The organism is Variovorax robiniae, assembly GCF_037889955.1.
GTDB lineage: Bacteria > Pseudomonadota > Gammaproteobacteria > Burkholderiales > Burkholderiaceae_C > Variovorax > Variovorax robiniae.
On sequence record NZ_JBBKZS010000009.1, the window covers coordinates 32,539 to 50,193 of the forward strand.

Annotated in this window: 15 protein-coding genes and 1 riboswitch; of the genes, 6 read left to right on the forward strand and 9 right to left on the reverse strand. The window is 66.0% G+C overall.

What is annotated here, in order from left to right:
- The first annotated feature begins 99 nt into the window (after positions 1-99).
- The 5 genes from WKW79_RS20630 to WKW79_RS20650 all read left to right on the forward strand — a co-directional run bounded on the left by WKW79_RS20630 (position 100) and on the right by WKW79_RS20650 (position 4,923).
- Positions 100-873 carry a ferredoxin--NADP reductase gene (locus tag WKW79_RS20630; protein WP_340337072.1) on the forward strand — a complete coding sequence of 258 codons (774 nt, stop codon included), beginning with the start codon at positions 100-102 and terminating at the stop codon, positions 871-873.
- A 155-nt stretch (positions 874-1,028) separates the two neighbouring features.
- The gene (locus WKW79_RS20635; protein WP_340337073.1) at positions 1,029-1,730 is read left to right on the forward strand and encodes a TetR/AcrR family transcriptional regulator; all 702 of its coding nucleotides are present in this window, start codon (positions 1,029-1,031) and stop codon (positions 1,728-1,730) included.
- Between the two features lie 24 nt (positions 1,731-1,754).
- Complete coding sequence (locus tag WKW79_RS20640; RefSeq protein ID WP_340337074.1) at positions 1,755-2,381, forward strand: LysE family translocator; 627 nt, start codon at positions 1,755-1,757, stop codon at positions 2,379-2,381.
- 41 nt (positions 2,382-2,422) lie between these two features.
- Positions 2,423-3,622 carry an amidohydrolase family protein gene (locus tag WKW79_RS20645; RefSeq protein WP_340337075.1) on the forward strand — a complete coding sequence of 400 codons (1,200 nt, stop codon included), beginning with the start codon at positions 2,423-2,425 and terminating at the stop codon, positions 3,620-3,622.
- Positions 3,623-3,759: 137 nt separating this feature from the next.
- Positions 3,760-4,923: an ATP-binding protein gene (locus WKW79_RS20650; RefSeq protein ID WP_340337076.1), complete on the forward strand. Its 1,164-nt coding sequence runs from the start codon at positions 3,760-3,762 to the stop codon at positions 4,921-4,923.
- Between the two features lie 75 nt (positions 4,924-4,998).
- Here the strand turns inward: WKW79_RS20650 and WKW79_RS20655 are convergent, their stop codons facing one another.
- The 5 genes from WKW79_RS20655 to WKW79_RS20675 form a co-directional block, all read right to left on the reverse strand.
- Entirely contained in the window at positions 4,999-5,406 is a 408-nt protein-coding gene (locus WKW79_RS20655) for a GtrA family protein (RefSeq protein ID WP_340337077.1), read from the reverse strand.
- Positions 5,403-6,431: a glycosyltransferase family 2 protein gene (locus tag WKW79_RS20660; protein ID WP_340337078.1), complete on the reverse strand. Its 1,029-nt coding sequence runs from the start codon at positions 6,429-6,431 to the stop codon at positions 5,403-5,405. The genes WKW79_RS20655 and WKW79_RS20660 overlap by 4 nt, the downstream gene beginning before the upstream one ends.
- A complete protein-coding gene (locus WKW79_RS20665; protein WP_340337079.1) occupies positions 6,431-8,143 on the reverse strand; it encodes an ArnT family glycosyltransferase in 1,713 nt (570 codons plus the stop codon). The genes WKW79_RS20660 and WKW79_RS20665 overlap by 1 nt, the downstream gene beginning before the upstream one ends.
- Before the next feature lie 108 nt (positions 8,144-8,251).
- A complete protein-coding gene (gene metH / locus WKW79_RS20670) occupies positions 8,252-10,966 on the reverse strand; it encodes a methionine synthase (protein WP_422823940.1) in 2,715 nt (904 codons plus the stop codon).
- A 58-nt stretch (positions 10,967-11,024) separates the two neighbouring features.
- A riboswitch (S-adenosyl-L-homocysteine riboswitch) is annotated at positions 11,025-11,138 on the reverse strand.
- An 8-nt stretch (positions 11,139-11,146) separates the two neighbouring features.
- Positions 11,147-11,587 (reverse strand): PACE efflux transporter, encoded by a 441-nt coding sequence (locus WKW79_RS20675; RefSeq protein WP_340337081.1) that lies wholly within the window; start codon positions 11,585-11,587, stop codon positions 11,147-11,149.
- A gap of 95 nt (positions 11,588-11,682) precedes the next feature.
- On the opposite strand from WKW79_RS20675, the gene WKW79_RS20680 reads away from it, so the two are divergent.
- Positions 11,683-12,591 carry a LysR family transcriptional regulator gene (locus tag WKW79_RS20680; RefSeq protein ID WP_340337082.1) on the forward strand — a complete coding sequence of 303 codons (909 nt, stop codon included), beginning with the start codon at positions 11,683-11,685 and terminating at the stop codon, positions 12,589-12,591.
- A 6-nt stretch (positions 12,592-12,597) separates the two neighbouring features.
- Here WKW79_RS20680 and WKW79_RS20685 read toward each other — a convergent pair whose 3' ends face one another.
- The 4 genes from WKW79_RS20685 to WKW79_RS20700 all read right to left on the reverse strand — a co-directional run bounded on the left by WKW79_RS20685 (position 12,598) and on the right by WKW79_RS20700 (position 17,653).
- Positions 12,598-13,365, reverse strand: coding sequence for an SH3 domain-containing protein (locus WKW79_RS20685; protein WP_340337083.1), 768 nt, complete (start codon positions 13,363-13,365; stop codon positions 12,598-12,600).
- Positions 13,366-13,525: 160 nt separating this feature from the next.
- A complete protein-coding gene (locus WKW79_RS20690; protein WP_340337084.1) occupies positions 13,526-14,575 on the reverse strand; it encodes a homocysteine S-methyltransferase family protein in 1,050 nt (349 codons plus the stop codon).
- A gap of 889 nt (positions 14,576-15,464) precedes the next feature.
- A complete protein-coding gene (gene hutG, locus WKW79_RS20695) occupies positions 15,465-16,280 on the reverse strand; it encodes an N-formylglutamate deformylase (RefSeq protein WP_340337085.1) in 816 nt (271 codons plus the stop codon).
- Complete coding sequence (locus WKW79_RS20700) at positions 16,277-17,653, reverse strand: formimidoylglutamate deiminase (RefSeq protein WP_340337309.1); 1,377 nt, start codon at positions 17,651-17,653, stop codon at positions 16,277-16,279. Before WKW79_RS20700 ends, hutG begins: the two co-directional genes overlap by 4 nt.
- Positions 17,654-17,655: the final 2 nt, after the last annotated feature.

Below are 17,655 nucleotides of genomic sequence, written 5' to 3' on the forward strand. Positions count from 1 at the left end.
ACTCCAATTTGATGTTGTGAACGCTACATCAAAACCAATGTAGCAAACGCGACGCCATCGCGCAACGGCGTTTTTACCGAACCAACTTCAAGCCCAGCCATGAGTGCCTTCAGCGAAGAAACCGTCCTCTCCGTCCATCACTGGACCGACCGCCTGTTCACGTTCACCTGCACGCGCGACCCGGCCTTGCGCTTCTCGAACGGCCACTTCACGATGATCGGCCTGCGCGTCAACAACAAGCCGCTGCTGCGCGCCTACAGCATCGTCAGCGCCAACTACGAGGAGCACCTGGAGTTCCTCAGCATCAAGGTCGAGGAAGGTCCGCTGACCTCCAGGCTGCAGCACATCCAGGTTGGCGACAAGATCATCGTCGGCCGCAAGCCCACCGGCACGCTGCTGATCGACTACTGCCTGCCCGGCAAGCGCCTGTACCTGCTGGGCACCGGCACCGGCCTCGCACCGTTCATGAGCGTGATCCGCGATCCCGAAACGTACGAGAAGTACGAGCAGGTCATCCTGGTGCACGGCGTGCGCGAGGTCGACGAACTGGCGTACCACGACCTGGTGGTCGACCACTTGCCGAAGCATGAATTCCTCGGCGAGCTGGTGCAGAAACAGCTGCTCTACTACCCGACCGTGACGCGCGAGGATTTCCGCAACATGGGTCGGATCACCGAGCTGATCGAGAGCAACAAGATGACCGACGACCTCGGCCTGCCACCGATCAACGTCGCCGAAGACCGCGTGATGCTCTGCGGCAGCCCCGGCATGCTGACCGACCTGAAGCACATGCTCGAAGGCCGCGGCTTCAAGGAAGGCAACACCTCGACGCCGGGCGACTTCGTGGTGGAGCGCGCGTTCGCTGAGAAGTAGCAAATACGGGAGCGGACAGCCGAACGCAGAAGGAAGACAAAAACACGCAAAGGTCGCAAAAGGACTTCCAACTTTTTTCTGGATTCTTTTGCGACTTCTGCGAAACCTTTGCGACTTCTGCGTTCTGAACCCGAACCCGCATTCCCGACCTGTCCATGACCAAGGCCTCCAGCACCGTCAACAGCGCCCCGCGCCGCGGCACCGGTGTGCGCGACGCTGCGGCCCAGGCCACGCGCAAGGCCATCCTCAAGGCTGCCACCAAGGTGTTCGCGAAGTACGGCTATGACGGCGGCAGCGTCGAGAAAATCTCGAAGGCGGCCAAGTCGTATGACCGGATGATCTACTACTACTTCGGCAGCAAGGAAGGCCTGTTCATCGCGGTGCTGGAAGGCATCTATCGCGAGATGGACGAGGCGGAAGGCGAGATCAAGCTGGATGCCGAGCGGCCCGTGGAGACGCTCACGGCGGTCATCCGTTTCGTGCACGGCTACTACCGCAAGAACCCCGAGTTCGTCACGCTGCTGAACACCGAGAACCTGCACAAGGGGCGGCACATCGCGAAGTCGCTGCGGGCCGGCGAATACTCCTCGCACGCCATCGCGGTGATCCGCGAGGTGCTGGCCAGCGGCATCGCCCAAGGCATCTTCCGTGGCGACGTGGCCGCACGCGAGGTGTACCTGCTGATCGCTTCGACCGGCTACTTCTACATGTCGAACCGGCACACGCTCACCGCCTTCCTCGGCGAACCACTGGAGACGGCCGAGGCCGTGAAGCGCTGGGAAGATTTTTCGGTCGAGACCGTGTTGCGCGCAGTGAGCGTCGGCAGCACGACTGCCCTCACCTCACCCGCCTCGTAGGCACGTTCATCGGAGACCCACACCATGCCCATCGAACTCTGGCTCGCTTTCGTCGCCGCTTCGGCGGTGTTGCTGGTGATTCCCGGCCCGACGATCCTCACGGTCATCAGCTATTCGATGGCGCACGGGCGACGCGCCAATGTCCCGCTGGTCGCGGCGGTCGCGCTCGGCGATTCGACGGCGCTGGTGCTGTCACTGCTCGGCCTGGGCGCGTTGCTGTCGGCCTCGGCCTTCTGGTTCACGATCATCAAGTGGGCCGGGGGGCTGTACCTGGTGTACCTCGGCATCAAGATGCTGCGCGCAGGTGTCACGTCCGCCGAGATGACCGCACCGGCCGCGCCGCAGTCGCGCTGGCGCCTGTTCGCGAACACCTGGCTGGTCACGGCCCTGAATCCCAAGGGCATCATCTTCTTCGTCGCCTTCCTGCCGCAGTTCATCAGCCCGACGCGGCCGGTGGGGCAGCAGATGTGGGTGCTGGCCATCACCTTCGTCGCGATGGCCACGCTGAATGCCACGTTGTATGCGGTGTTCGCGGCGACGGCGCGCAGGCTCCTGGCCTCGCCACGGGCGCAACGGCGCTTCAACCTGGCGGGCGGCTCGCTGCTGACCGGCGCGGGCATCTGGGCGCTGCTGGCAAAGCGGCCCGCATAGCAGGACAAGAACGAGATTCACAAACCCACGAGGACAGTCCCATGGCAGAAACAGTCGCAGGCGCGAAATCCGGCAAGGTCGTCATCCAGAACATCGGGCTGCTGCTCTCGGGGGACATCGACAAGCCGATCCTCGATGCCGACACCATCGTGGTGAACGACGGGGTCATCGTCGCCATCGGCAAGCTCAAGGACTGCGATGTCGAAGGCGCCAACACCATCATCGATTGCAGGAAGACCTGCGTCGCGCCGGGCCTCATCGACAGCCACGTGCACCCGGTGTTCGGCGACTGGACGCCGCGCCAGGGGCAGATCGGCTGGATCGATTCCACGATGAACGGCGGCGTGACGACGATGATCTCGGCCGGCGAAGTGCACCTGCCCGGCCGGCCCAAGGACATCGTCGGCCTGAAGGCGCTCGCCATCACCGCGCAGCGCGCCTTCGACAACTTCCGCCCCGGTGGCGTGAAGGTGCTGGCCGGCGCGCCGGTGATCGAGAAGGGCATGGTCGAGAGCGACTTCAAGGAACTGGCCGAGGCTGGCGTGGGGCTGCTCGGCGAAGTGGGCCTGGGTTCGGTCAAGGCCGGCTACGAGGCCAAGGAGATGGTGGCCTGGGCGCGCAAGTACGGCATCCAGAGCACCATCCACACGGGCGGCCCTTCCATCCCGGGCTCGGGCCTGATCGACAAGGACGTGGTGCTCGAAGCCGACGCGGACATCATCGGCCACATCAACGGCGGCCATACCTCGCTGCCCGAGGCGCATGTCTGCGAGCTCTGCGAGAAGAGCTCACGCGCCATCGAGATCGTGCACAACGGCAACGAGAAGGTCGCCATCGCGGCGGCCAAGGCTGCGCTGGAACTGAAGTGCCCGCACCGCGTGATCCTGGGCACGGACGGGCCGGCCGGCTCGGGCGTGCAGCCGCTGGGCATTCTGCGCATGGTGGCCATGCTGTCGTCGATCGCGAACATCCCGGCCGAGCTGGTCTTCTGCTTCGCGACCGGCAACACGGCGCGCATCCGCAAGCTCAACTGCGGCCTGATCGAAGTGGGCCGCGATGCCGATTTCGTCTTCATGGACCGCGCGCAGCATTCACCCGCGGCGGGCCTGCTGGAGAGCGTGCAGCTGGGCGACATCCCCGGCGTTGGCATGGTGATGATCGACGGCATCGTCCGCTGCGGCCGCAGCCGCAACACGCCGCCCGCCATCGAGATTCCTGTGGTGGTTTCAGGCGCTCACTGAGTTTGGACGTCCGGACGCGGAGGACGCGAACGTTCCGCGAAGGAAGTCAAACGCGTAGTCCGAGCGCCAAGCGCGGTGCGGTGTTGCAAATGCAAGATTAAATCTTCAATTTGCACAGCCTCGGTAAAATGACCGCAATGATCACCCGTGACCTCGCCCCCCTTGCCACCGAACTGGCGCGCCAGTACCCGGTCTTGACGCTGACGGGGCCGCGCCAGAGCGGCAAGACCACCCTCTGCCGCAGCCTCTTTCCCGACAAACCCTACGTCACGCTGGAAGACCCCGACACGCGGCGTTTCGCCGAAGAAGACCCGCGCGGCTTCCTCAAGGGCATCGAAGGCGGCGCCATCATCGACGAGATCCAGCGCGCGCCGCAGCTACCGTCCTACCTTCAGGCGTTGGTCGACGCCAACCCGATCCCGGGCCGTTTCATCCTGACGGGCAGCCAGCAGTTCGAACTCATGTCGCAGGTGAGCCAGTCACTGGCAGGCCGCACCGCCGTGCTGCGCCTGCTGCCGTTCTCCCTCGCCGAGGTGGCGCGCTTGCATCCAGTGCCCTCGCTGACGCAAACCATGCTCACGGGCTTCTATCCGCGCATTCACGACCGCGGCCTCGACCCTTCGCAAGCGCTCGGCGATTACTTCACGACCTATGTGGAGCGCGACCTTCGCCAGTTGACTGCCGTCCATGACCTGCAGCGTTTCGGCCGCTTCGTGCGACTGTGCGCCGGGCGCATCGGTCAGTTGGTGAACCTGACGAGTCTCGGCAACGACGCCGGTGTTTCGCACGCCACCGCCCGGGCCTGGCTTGATTTGCTCCAGACCAGCTACATCGTGCACGTGCTGCCGCCGTGGTTCACCAACACGTCGAAGCGACTGGTGAAGAGCCCCAAGCTGTACTTTCACGACGTGGGCCTGGCCTGCTGGCTGCTCGGCTTGCGCAATGCCGAGCAGGTGGGGCGCGACCCGCTGTTCGGAAGCTTGTTCGAAAACCTGGTGGTCATCGAAGCCCTCAAGACCCGATTCAATCAGGGCGAGTCGGCCGAGATGTACTTCTTCCGCGATGCCACCGGCAATGAAGTCGACCTGCTGATTCCCTCGGGACGGAAGTTTCGTGCCGTGGAGATCAAGGCGGGCGCGACAGTCAACGCCGATTACTTTCGCGGCCTTCGCGGCTTTGCGGCGGCCTTCCCCGATGCGCTGGAAGGCGGCAGCGTCGTCTATGGCGGCGACACCGACCAGGCCCGAAGCGACTGGCCGGTGATCGGTTGGCAACGACTGCAGCATCCGCCGGTGCGGTGACCTTCGGCGAAGGGGTGGCGCTGGCGGCCATGCCAGCGCATCAAGGGGTCCGAAGAGCCTTCCGCGTGGCTGAATTCAACGCTGCCGGCCTCGCTTGAACACCAGGTAGCGCGCCGACAGGAAGTTCACGGTCAAGCCGGACAGGCTGCCCAGCGCCACGCCCAGCGCCGCGACCCATCGGCCTTGGCCCTCCAGCCAGTGCAGCGTCAGCACATACGCCGCGTAGTTCACCGCCGCGCCGCCGAGCATCGCGGTCACGTAGCTCAGGTACTCGCGCAGCAGCGAGTCATGGCGCGCGCCGTCCGCGAAGGCGAAGCGCCGGTTCATCAGCCAGGTGGTGGTCACCGCGGCCATGAAGGACAACACGCGCGCCACATACCAGCCCAGCAGCGGCGCCAGCAGGTACAGCACGACCACGTCCACCACGAGCCCCAGCACGCCCGCGACCACGAACCACGCGAAGCTGCGTGCCCCGCCCTTCATGGGCGGCGGCCGTCCCGCGACGACGCGCCCAGATCCGTACCTTGCCGAAGCGCAAGCACCGTGGCCAGCACCCCCGGAATGACCAGGTACCGCAGCCGTTTGGCCTCCTGCCGGCCCACGGTCACGGTGTTCAGCACGACGCCGCAGACCAGCGACAGCATCGCGCTCAGCATGATGCCGGTCACCAGCACGGCGGTCGGCAGCCTCGGCACCAGGCCGGTCTCCAGGTAAGTCAGCACCAAGGGCTCGACCAGCACCAGCGACAGCAGGAACAGGGCCGTGGCCACCAGCGAGAAGAAGTCCAGCGGCCGCTCGCTGATGAACAGCCGCGTGATGGTCCGCATGATCCGCCAGCCGTCACGGTACGTGGAGAGCTTGCTTTCCGAACCCTCGGGCCGCGCCAGATAGCGGCAGGGCATCTCTGCATAGGGCATGCGCAGTTCCAGCGCGTGCACGGTGAGTTCGGTCTCGATCTCGAAGCCCTTGGCCAGCGCAGGGAAGGACTTGGCATAGCGGCGCGAGAACACGCGGTACCCCGAGAGCATGTCGGTGAACCCGCCGCCGAACAGCCAGGCCACCGAGCCGGTCAGCAGCCGATTGCCGAAGCGATGGCCGCGCCGGTAGGTCTCCCCTTCCTGCGGATCCTCGACGCGCGTGCCCACGACCATGTCGAGGTTGCCGGCGATCAGCATGTCGACCATCTGGCGCACGTTGCTGAGGTCGTAGGTGGCGTCGCCGTCGACCATCACGTAGATGTCGGCCTCGACGTCGGCGAACATGCGCCGCGCCACGTTGCCCTTGCCGCGCAGTGCCACGTGCGTGACGTGAGCGCCCGCTGCGGTGGCAACCCCCGCCGTGTCGTCGGTGGAGTTGTTGTCGAAGACGTGGATCTCGGCTTCCGGCAGCAGCGCGCGGAAGTCGGCGACGACCTTGCCGATCGCCAGCGCCTCGTTGTAGCAGGGGATGACGGCGGCCACACGGAGTCCTCCAGGCAATGCGGGCGTGTGGGCGGAAGGCTCGGTCATCATGGCGCGATGGGAAGGATGCGGTAGGCCCTGACGCCATCCTTTTCGAGGATCAGGCGGAAGTGGCGATCGAAATCGGGTTGGGTGTGAATGTAAGGGGCCAGCGCCGTCTTGATGACGATGGTGCCGAAATCTTGCGCACGCAGTTTGCGGGCCAACTCGGCCGGCGGCAACATGATGAAGTCGGCATAGCGCCACGGCCCGAACACGTCGCCGTACATCAGGTCGGGGCCGAAGTAGAGCGAATCGTTGAGCATCACCTGGTAGGTCTTGCCCTCGACGGGATTCGTGCGCAAGTGGTGCAGCACCTCGTAACCGGGGATGCGGCGCTGGAAGAAGGCCTCGCGGCTTTCCGGCGTGGGCGAGATCTCGCGGATATTGCGCGCGGAGTGGTAGGCGCAGGCGGCGCCCAGCAACAGGATCGCCGCGATGCCGACCACCTTGCCGAGCCCGACCTCCAGCCGCGTAGCCGGAAGGCTGGCAACGTCTGCGCCACCCGCGCCGCGCTTGCGCCAGGCGTTGCGAATCCACAGGCCGATCTGATGCCAGCCGACCGCCGCCATCAACGCGATCAGCGGCAGCGCGGGCGTGAGGTAGCGCGGATAGCGCGAGGTCACGGCCCAGACCAGCAGCGACCAGCCGCAGAACAACGCAGCGCCACGCGCGGCGCGCGAGCGACGCACGACCTCGCCGAAGGGCGCCAGCAACACCGCCCACAGCACGCCGTTGGGCGGGTTCGAATGGTTCTCCTGCACGTCGACGAGCTGGTGCTGGTAGTCGGCCTCGTTCCAGTTGGTGAAGCCGAACAGGTGCGCGCCCAGCGGATTGAACGGGTCGCCGGTCATCACCGCGTTGCGCGCGTACCAATAGATGCAGGTCAGCAGGAAGCAGCCGATGGCCAGCAGCCACACCTGCGGCCGGCGCTCGCGCACGATCACGACCAGGGCCACCAGCGGCAGGAAGGTGAGCGCCTGGTACTTGGAGCCCGCGGCCAGCCCGAGGAAGAAGGCCGCCATTGCGAGCCAGCGCACGCCACGGTCCGGCGCCTCGACATCGCGCCACCACCACAGCGCGACGAAGGCCACCAGCACGAACAGCGACACGGCCATGTCGATGTAAGCGTTGTCGTATTGGCCCATGAACAGCCAGATGGCCGCGCCCATGCAGGCCACGAGCCGGTTCGCGTACATGAGGCCCAGCCGGTAGATCACGAGCACCGAGAGCCATCCAGCCAGCGCATGCACGAGGTGCGGAAAAACGTCGTCGTAGACCTGCAATACGGCCGCGTACAGCAGGTCGTAGTTGTACGGGAACCAGGGATAGCGCAGCCATTCGTAGACGCCGAGGCGCCCGCTTTCCGCGACCTGCCGCGCATAGGGCAGGTGGTACATGATCTCGTCGTAGGTGACCGGTGGCGCGAGCGGCGCGGACAGCGTGGGCAGCAGCGCCAACACGAGTCCGATGAGCGCGTAACGGTCGACCAGCGTGACGGCGGGCGGCACCGCGAAGGCCTGCCGTCGCCAGCCGCGCACTTGCAGCGCCGCAGCGATCACGCCAGCCGCGACCAGCCCCAGCACCGGCACCGGCCTCAACGCGCCCACCAGTCCCAGCACCTGCATCGCCATGACGAACAGGCCCAGGCCCAGCGAGGTCGCCATGCCCCATTCGAGCCAGCGATCGCGCTGCGTCGGCGCGGCCAGGCGCGACAACACGGCCTGCCCCAGGCCCCAGCAGGACGCGACGATGACGGCGAACGCAGCGTAGTGCGTTGCCGCGAAGATCAGCTTCTGGATATCAGCTCCCGACTTGTTTTCTCGACGTCAGAGGTTGGGCGCCAGCAGGCGCTCCAGATCGGCTTCGCTGGCCTCGCGCCGACGCGCCTGGTCCACCAGCTGGTCATGGCCGATCTTGCCGACATTGAAGTACGTCGCATCGGGATGCGCAAGGTAGAAGCCGCTCACGCTGGCCGCCGGCAGCATGGCCAGGCTTTCGGTCACGCTCATGCCGATGTCGCTGCATTGCAACAGATCGAACATCGGGCGCTTGACGCTGTGGTCGGGGCAGGCCGGGTAACCGGGCGCGGGACGGATGCCGCGGTACTTCTCGCGGATCATGTCCTCGTTGCTCAGCGCCTCGCCGTTCGCGTAGCCCCAGAGGTCGGTGCGCACGCGGTGGTGCATGGCCTCAGCAAAGGCTTCGGCCAGGCGATCGGCCAAGGCCTTGAGCATGATGGCCGAGTAGTCGTCCAGGTCGTCGATGAAGTACTTCTCCTTCTTCTCCACGCCCAGGCCGGCGGTGACGGCGAACATGCCGACGTAATCCTTGATGCCGCTGTCCTTCGGCGCGACGAAGTCGGCCAGGCAGCGGCTGGGGCGCATCACGCCATCGATCATCTGCTTCTCGGTCTGCTGGCGCATGCCGTACCAGGTGAGCGCGACCTCGGTGCGCGACTCGTCCGTGTAGAGAACGATGTCGTCGTCGTTCACCGTGTTGGCGGGCCAGAAGCCGATCACGCCGCTTGCCGACAGCCAGCGGCCTTCGATGAGGCGTTGCAGCATGCGCTTGGCGTCGGCATAGACGCGCACGGCCTCTGTGCCGACCACTTCGTCTTTCAGGATCGCGGGGAACGGGCCGGCGAGATCCCAGGTCTGGAAGAAGGGGCCCCAGTCGATGTACTTCGCGAGTTCCGTCAGGTCGAAGTTCTTGAACACGCGGCGGCCGATGAACTTGGGCACGGTCGGCGTGAACGCGGACCAGTCGATGGGCGTCTTGTTGGCGCGCGCCTTGGGCAGCGGCCACAGCGGCACCTGCTTCTTGTTGGCATGCTGGTGGCGGACCTTGTCGTAGTCGGCGTTGAGTTCGCCGACGAACTTGTCGGCCTGCTCACTCAGGAGCGACTGCGCCACGCTCACGCTGCGCGATGCGTCGGGTACGTACACCACCGGGCCTTCGTAGTGCGGCGCGATCTTCACGGCCGTGTGCACGCGGCTCGTCGTGGCGCCGCCGATCATCAGCGGGATCTTCTTCACGCGGAAGTGGTCGTCCTTCTGCATCTCGCCGGCGACGTACTGCATCTCTTCCAGCGACGGCGTGATGAGGCCCGACAGCCCCACGATGTCCGCGCCCTCGACCTTGGCCCGCGCCAGGATCTCATGGCACGGGACCATCACGCCCATGTTCACCACCTCGAAGTTGTTGCACTGGAGCACGACGGTGACGATGTTCTTGCCGATGTCGTGCACATCGCCCTTCACCGTGGCGATGATGATCTTTCCCTTGGTGCGTACATCGCGGCCGGCCGCTTCGTCGCGCTTCTTCTCTTCCTCGATGTAGGGGATGAGGTGGGCCACGGCCTGCTTCATCACGCGGGCCGACTTCACCACCTGCGGCAGGAACATCTTGCCCTGGCCAAACAGGTCGCCCACGATGTTCATGCCGTCCATCAGCGGGCCTTCGATGACGTGCAGCGGGCGGCCGCCCTTGGCGACGATCGCCTGGTAGGCCTCTTCGGTGTCCTCGACGATGAAGTCGGTGATGCCGTGCACGAGCGCATGACTCAACCGCTGGCCGACGGTCTGCGGTGCCTCTGGAGTACCGCGCCATTCGAGCTTCTTGCTCTCGTCCTTGGCGCCGCTCTTGGCCGTCTCGGCGACTTCGACGAGGCGCTCGCCTGCATCGGGCCGCCGGTTCAGGATCACGTCTTCAACGCGCTCGCGCAGCGTCGGCTCCAGGTCGTCGTACACGCCGACCATGCCGGCGTTGACGATGCCCATGTCCATCCCCGCCTTGATCGCGTGGTACAGGAACACGGTGTGGATGGCTTCCCGCACCGGGTCGTTGCCACGGAAGCTGAAGCTCACGTTGCTCACGCCGCCCGACACCTTCGCACCCGGCAGGTTCTGCTTGATCCAGCGCGTCGCCTCGATGAAGTCGACCGCGTAGTTGTTGTGCTCCTCGATGCCCGTGGCCACCGCGAAGATGTTCGGGTCGAAGATGATGTCTTCCGCGGGGAAGTCGATCTCGTCCACGAGGATGCGGTAGGCCCGCTCGCAGATCTCGATCTTGCGCTCGTAGGTGTCGGCCTGTCCCTTCTCGTCGAAGGCCATCACGACGGCGGCAGCGCCATAGCGGCGCAAGAGCTTCGCGTGGTGCTTGAACTGCTCCACGCCCTCCTTCATCGAGATCGAGTTGACGATGCCCTTGCCCTGGATGCAGCGCAGGCCCGCCTCGATCACTTCCCACTTGGAACTGTCCACCATGATCGGCACGCGCGCGATGTCGGGCTCGCTGGCGATCAGGTTGAGGAAGCGCACCATCGCGGCCTTGCTGTCGAGCATGGCCTCGTCCATGTTGATGTCGATCACCTGCGCGCCGTTCTCGACCTGCTGGCGCGCGACGGCCAGCGCGTCTTCGTACTGGCCGTTCAGGATCATCCGCGCGAAGGCCTTGGAGCCGGTGACGTTGGTGCGCTCGCCGACGTTGACGAAGAGCGAGCCCTCGCCGATGGCCACCGGCTCGAGGCCGGACAGCAGCATGGGAGGAACGTGGACTGGATCTGTGGAGGACATGGCACTCACCTGTGTGAATCGGGTCAGCAGGTGAGCGTCGTTGCGGAAAGACCTGGAGGAATCCCAAGCCTGACAGTCCGGCGCGCGGGGTGCACGCGGTGCACTCGGCGCAAGGGTTGTTGCAACGCTCCTTGGGAGCGCGCGATTTTAAGCGGTTTGCGCTTGCCGACCCAGCGCCGAGGTCGGCAGGCCGAAGATGCGGTCGAAGCCCCAGTTGAACACGAAGGTGTAGACCAGGAAGTAGACCGACAGCACCAGGTCCATCACCAGCGCCTCCCACAGCGAGACGCCGAGCCACCATGCGACCAGCGGCGCCAGCAAGGCGATCAGCCCGCCTTCGAAGCCGATGGCATGCGCGATGCGCCGCTTGATGCTGCGGCCGGACGTGGCCTGGCGCGATTCCCAGCGCTCGACGCCCAGCGTGAAGAAGAAGTTCCAGACCAGCGCCACGGCCGACATGGACATCGCCAACGGCCCGGAACTGGCCAGGTGCTCGCCGGACATCCAGCTCAGCCCGATGCTGGAACTCACGATGGCCAGGCCCTCGTAGAGACTGAAATAGACGACTTTGCGCTGGATGCCTTGCATTGAGAGAAACCGCTGCTTTCTGTATGGGATGGGAGGACTTTATTCGAGTATTTCTGATATAAAAAGTCATCTTCTTTCAGTTTCATTGATAGATCGTGGCCTTTACCAGCGAAAGCGTCGAAGTCTTCTTGGCCGTGCTCGACACGGGCTCGTTCTCGGCGGCGGCGCGGGCGTTGGGACGGGTGCCGTCGGCGGTCAGCATGGCCATCGCCCAGTTGGAGGCGGAACTTGACCTGCCGCTGTTCGACCGCAGCGGCCGCGAGCCCAAGCCGACGGACGCGGCACGCTCGCTGGAGCCGCAGGCGCGGCTGCTCGCGGCGCAGCTCAAGGCCTTGCAGGTGCAGGCGCTGGGGCTCACACAGGGGCTTGAAAACCGGCTGACCCTGGCCATCGCGCCGGAACTGCTGTCCGCGCCCTGGAGCGCGGCACTGGCCACGCTGGCCCAGGAACATCCGCTGCTGGAAGTCGAAGTGCTGGCCGCGCCGCAGGCCGACGCGCTGGCGATGCTGCACACCGGCCGCGCCCAGCTCGCGCTGGTGTTCGAGCGGCCAAGCATCGACGGACGCGAAGGCTTCCAGGAGGTGGCGAGCGAACTGCTGGTCGCGGTGATCGCGCCGACGCATCCGGTCTATGTGGCGGCCGGCAGCCGGCTCGGCGAGCAGCACCTGGTCAACACGCGGCAGGTGGTGGTGGCAGGCCGCGATTTGGCCTCACGCGACCCGCGCTTCGTCTTCGCGCGCCACACCTGGCGCAGCGACAACGCGTTGGCCGCGCTGAGCCTGATCACGGCGGGCGTCGGCTGGGGCTGGTTGCCGCGCAGCTTCGTGCAGCCGCACGTGGCGACGGGCGCCTTGGTCGAGATCGTATTCGACAACCTGTCGAACGGACTGGACCTGTGGGTGGACGTGGTGTGGTCGCGCGAGCGGCCGCTGGGCCTGGGCGCGCAGCGCTTCATCTCGCTGATCCAGCGCGCCGACAAGCGTGCGCTGAAGACGAAGGGCTGATCCCGCTCAGAACTTGTTCGCCGGCACGCCTGGCGCAATGTCCTTCATCGGTTCCGTGTATTGCCCCGGCGTGCGCGGCGGGCCGACCGGCACCGGCGTCGACCGCCCCGGATTCGCGCCAGGGCCCGGCTGCGGTGCGAAACCCGGCTGGGGCGCGTAGCCCGGCCGGGGCGCATAGCCAGGCTGCTGCGCGTAGCCCGGATGAGGCCTCGGGTCGTAACCAGGTCGGGGGCCGTGGTTCGGTGGCGGTCCGTAGCCGGGGCCAGGGGGGCGCGGCGGCGGCACGTAGCCCGGCCCGGGCGGGCGAGGCTGCCAGCCTGCGTGCGGCGGGGGCGGAGGCCGCCAGCCAGGCACGGGCGGCGGTGGCGGGCGGCCGCCCCACCAGCGCGGCTCGTTGTACCAGGGCCGGTCGCGGTAATAGTTGCCCCAGTAGTTGCCGATGCTGAAGGCGACGATCGGCACGCCGATGCTCGCGCCGTAGCCTGACAGCGGCACATAGCCGCCGCCGTACGGGTAGTCGAGCCGCGTCGCGGCGGCCCAGCCGCGCAGGCCATCGGGCAGCACGACGTCGCACCAGCCGTAGCCGCCCGTGCAGCCCATGACCTGCACCGGCTGGCCCGGCGCCAGGCGCGCGATCGACGGGTATTGATTGGAGGGCCCGGCCCGCAGGTTGACAGATCCGCGGGTGAAGGCCTGCTGGGCGGAGGCCGCGATGGGCAGCGCCAGTGCGAGGGCGCCTATGCAGAGCCAGCGTGCGCTGAACGTGATGCTCATGGGTGCTGTTCCTTTTTGGTCAGGGTAGGCGTCGATCAACAAATGTCAATCGGCGCCCGCCTTGACCTGACAACGCCCCGGCCAGCCGCCGCGTGCACGGCGCTTGCGCGCTGCGACGCGGCTTTACGCCTGCTTCACAACATCGCGCGAGGGTCGAAGCTCAGGCCGAGGCGTCGGCCGGCTCGCGATAGAAGTGCAGCGCGCGGGCCTTCATCGGCGCCACCGCCTTGCCGATCGCAGCGATGTGGTCCGGCGTGGTGCCGCAGCAGCCGCCGACGATGTTGACCAGGCCTTCGGCCGCGAAGTCGTGCAGCAGCCGCGAGGTGTCGGCCGGCGTCTCGTCGAAGCCGGTGTCGCTCATCGGATTGGGCAGGCCGGCGTTGGGATAGCAGCTGATGAAGGTGTCGCCCGCGACTTTCGACAGTTCCTGGATGTAGGGCCGCATCAGCGCAGCGCCGAGCGCGCAGTTCAGGCCCACGGCCAGCGGATGCGCATGGCGCACGCTGTGCCAGAAAGCGGTGACGGTCTGGCCGCTCAAGATGCGGCCCGAGGCGTCGGTGACGGTGCCGCTGATGATGAGCGGCAGCCGGTGACCTGAGTTGTCGAAGTACTCGTCGACCGCGAACAGCGCGGCCTTGGCGTTCAGCGTGTCGAAGATGGTCTCGACCAGGATCACGTCGGCCCCGCCTTCGACCAGCGCCTCGGTCTGCTCGTAGTAGGCGGCGCGCAGCGTCTCGAAGTCGATGTTGCGTGCGCCGGGGTCGTTGACGTCGGGGCTGATGCTGGCGGTCTTGGGCGTCGGGCCGAGGGCGCCGGCGACGAAGCGGGGCTTGTCGGGCGTGCTGAACTTGTCGCAGGCGGCGCGGGCGAGCTTGGCGGATTCGAGGTTCATCTCGCGCGCCAGGTGGGCCATCCTGTAGTCCTCCTGCGCGATGGTGGTGGCGCCGAAGGTGTTGGTCTCGATGAGGTCGGCGCCGGCCGCGAGGTAGCCCTCGTGGATGTCGCGGATCACGTCGGGGCGGGTCAGCGAGAGCAGCTCGTTGTTGCCCTTCACGTCGCGCTCGAAGTCCTTGAAGCGCTCACCCCGGTACTGCGCCTCGGTGAGCTTGAAGCGCTGGATCATCGTGCCCATCGCGCCGTCGAGGATGGCAATGCGTTGGGCGAGGATGGCGGGCAGTTGCTGGGCGCGGGTGTAGGGGATGGGCTTCATGGGGGCGATTGTAGAAAGTGGGACTTGGCCGGAGTAAACAAGGTCCTTTTGTCGAAGAGTTCTCACACCGACGAGGACAGCGTCAGTCAAGCATTCAGACGCACCGACCAATACACCTCAGTTGCGCAACAATCGGTTCGGCAAGGCAGCCAGCACAGGCGCCGGCCTCACAACAAACCAACAGGGAGGAGATTGTGCGAAACATTGGATTCATTTCTACGCTTGCAAGCGTCGCGCTATTGAGCGGCTGTGCGCAGCAATTGCAGCAGGTAAATCAGGCGCCTGGTTCCGTCAGCAGCCCTCAGCAATCCGGCGGTCGTGTGATTGGCTCGCTACAGCCAAGTCAGGCGCAGCTTGCAGCCATCGAGGCAGCTTTGACTGCGCCCATGAGCGACAAAAGTATTGCGGAAGCGCGCAGAGAGGCGGCTCCCAACATTTCGAGGGTGCTCAAGATAATGTCTTGTACTCCACGGGGCGAATTGCCCAACCGGTACCTCAACTCCTTGGCGGACCCGGGGACCAATCTCATGAACCATGTGCCGCCAGCCACTGGTATGCAGTCCCACCCCAAGGGTCAGTGCCTGACAGTGACCAGGCTGGACGGATGGCGCATGAAAGCAAAAAATGCTTTCTACTTTCGCGCTGTTTACAGTTCGGATGCAAGCGGCGAAAGTTCCACTGGTGGATATTCGTTTGTCAAACAACCGGATGGCGTTTGGTTGCTTGGCCCCGAATACTGAATGCGGGCGGCGCTATGGTTTCAAAGGCTGCACCCGCCGCCAAATGAAAAAACCACCCGAGGGTGGTTTTTTCGCCCCAAGCAAGAGCCAACTCAATGACACCACGAAGGGATTGTGTGGTGATCTTAGCCCGGGCAATTGCTCCGGCCTCACCGCTCCTCCACAAACCCCAACACCGCCTCCACCATCCGCCGCACATGCGGCTGCACCTTCGCGGCCACGTCGGGCAGGTAGTCGAAGGGCAACTGCTCCTGCATGTAGCTCGACTGCGTCATCTCCAGTTGCACCGCGTGGATGCCGCGCGACGGGTCGCCGTACTGGCGCGTGATGTAGCCGCCCTTGAAGCGACCGTTGAGTACGCCGGTGAAACCTGGCGCTGACGTCGCGATGCCTCGCAGCGTCTGCGCCAAGGCCGGGTCGCAACTCGCGCCGTTCGCCGTGCCCAGGTTCAGGTCCGGCAGCTTGCCTTCGAAGAAGCGTGGCAGCAAAGAGCGGATCGAATGCGCGTCCCACAGTGCGATGGTGCCGTGCGCGGCCTTGAGGCGGGCGAGTTCGGTTTGCAACTGCGTGTGGTACGGGCGCCAGATCGCATCGCGCCGTGCGGCGATCTCCATCTTGCCGGGCAGGTCGCTGGCGGAATAGATCGGGGTCTTGTCGAAGGTGTCGACGGGGCACAGGCCGGTGGTGTCCTGGCCGGGATAGAGGTTCTGGTCGTCGGGCGGACGGTTCAGGTCGATGACGTAGCGCGAATGCGTGGCGACCAGCACCGAGGCGCCGAGTTCGTCGGCGAAGTCGTAGAGGCGCTCCAGGTGCCAGTCGGTGTCGGGCACGTGGCGGGCCTCGGCGGTGAAGCGGCTGGCCAGTGCGAGCGGGACATGGGTGCCGACGTGCGGCATCGAGATCAGCAAGGGGCGGGTGCCCTGGCGGAAGCGAAACGGCGGCTCGGTAGTGGTGAACAGGCTCATGGGTGGGTCGAAAGCAATTGGCTGCGTGCGGCGACGAAGCCGGCCGCGGCGCTGTCGTGGAGCATATGCCGTCCCGATTGCACGCGTTGCACACCGGCCACCCATGCGGCCTCGATGGCGCTGGTGCGGTGGCTGGCGAAGACGTGCGATGAGAGCATGTCGCCGGCGTTGAGTCCTGCGAGCGCGGGATGGTTGGCGTCGAGAGCGATGAAGTCCGCTTGCTGGCCGACGGCGAGGCCAGCGACGGCGCGGCCAGAAGCTTGCGCACCCCCTTGCACCGCCGCGAGCGTCATCGAGGTTGCGACCTGCGGATGGGCCACGCTGGCCGCGACGTTGCGTTGGCGTGTGCCCAGGCGCTGGCTGTATTCGAGCATCAGCAACTCCTCGGCGGCATTCACGCAGATGTGGCTGTCGGAGCCGAGGCCCCATGCGCCCTGCCATCGCGGCAGGTCGAAGATGCCATCGCCGAGATTGGCCTCGGTGGTGGGGCACAGGCCGGCAACGGCGCCGCTGGCCGCGGCGCGGCGGTATTCGTCGGCGTCCATGTGGGTGGCGTGGACGAGGCACCAGCGGGCGTCGACTTGCGCATGGTCGAGCAGCCAGGCGACGGGGCGCTGGCCGCTCCAGGCGAGGCAGTCGTCGACCTCCTTGGTCTGCTCGGCGATGTGGATGTGGATGGGGGCGGTGGGGTCGATGGCGTTCAAGCCTGCGAGTGCTTCTTGCAGGCCTTCGGGGGGCACGGCGCGCAGCGAATGCGGGGCGAGGCCGAGGCGCGTGCCTTGTTCATCGCATGCGGGCTTGAGGCGCTCGAGCAGGCGCAGCATCGAATCGGTGGAGCGGATGAAGCGCTTCTGTCCGTCGTTCGGTGGCAGGCCGCCGAAGCCACTGGTCTGGTAGAGCACCGGCAGCAGGGTCAGGCCGATGCCGGCGCGTTGGGCGGCGCGCATCAACGCCAGCGCGAGTGTCGCGTCGTCGGCATAGGCGCGGCCATCGACGTCGTGGTGGACGTAGTGGAACTCGCAGACCGAGGTGTAGCCTGCTTCGATCATCTCCACGTACAGACTCAACGCGATGGCTTCGAGTTGCGCGGGGTCGAGGCGTGAAGCAAAGCGGTACATCAATGTGCGCCAGCTCCAGAAGCTGTCTTGTGCCTCGCCGCGGAATTCAGTGAGGCCCGCAATGGCGCGCTGGAAGGCGTGCGAGTGCAGGTTGGGCATGCCGGGGATGACAGGACCTTCGGCGACGGGCGCGCCGGACGGCGCCTCTGCGTCGGACTGGACGTGCGTGAGCTGGCCCGATTCGTTCCATTGCAGGAATACGTTCTGGCGCCAGCCGGCGGGCAGCAATGCGTCCTTGGCGAAGAGTTGGCGAATGG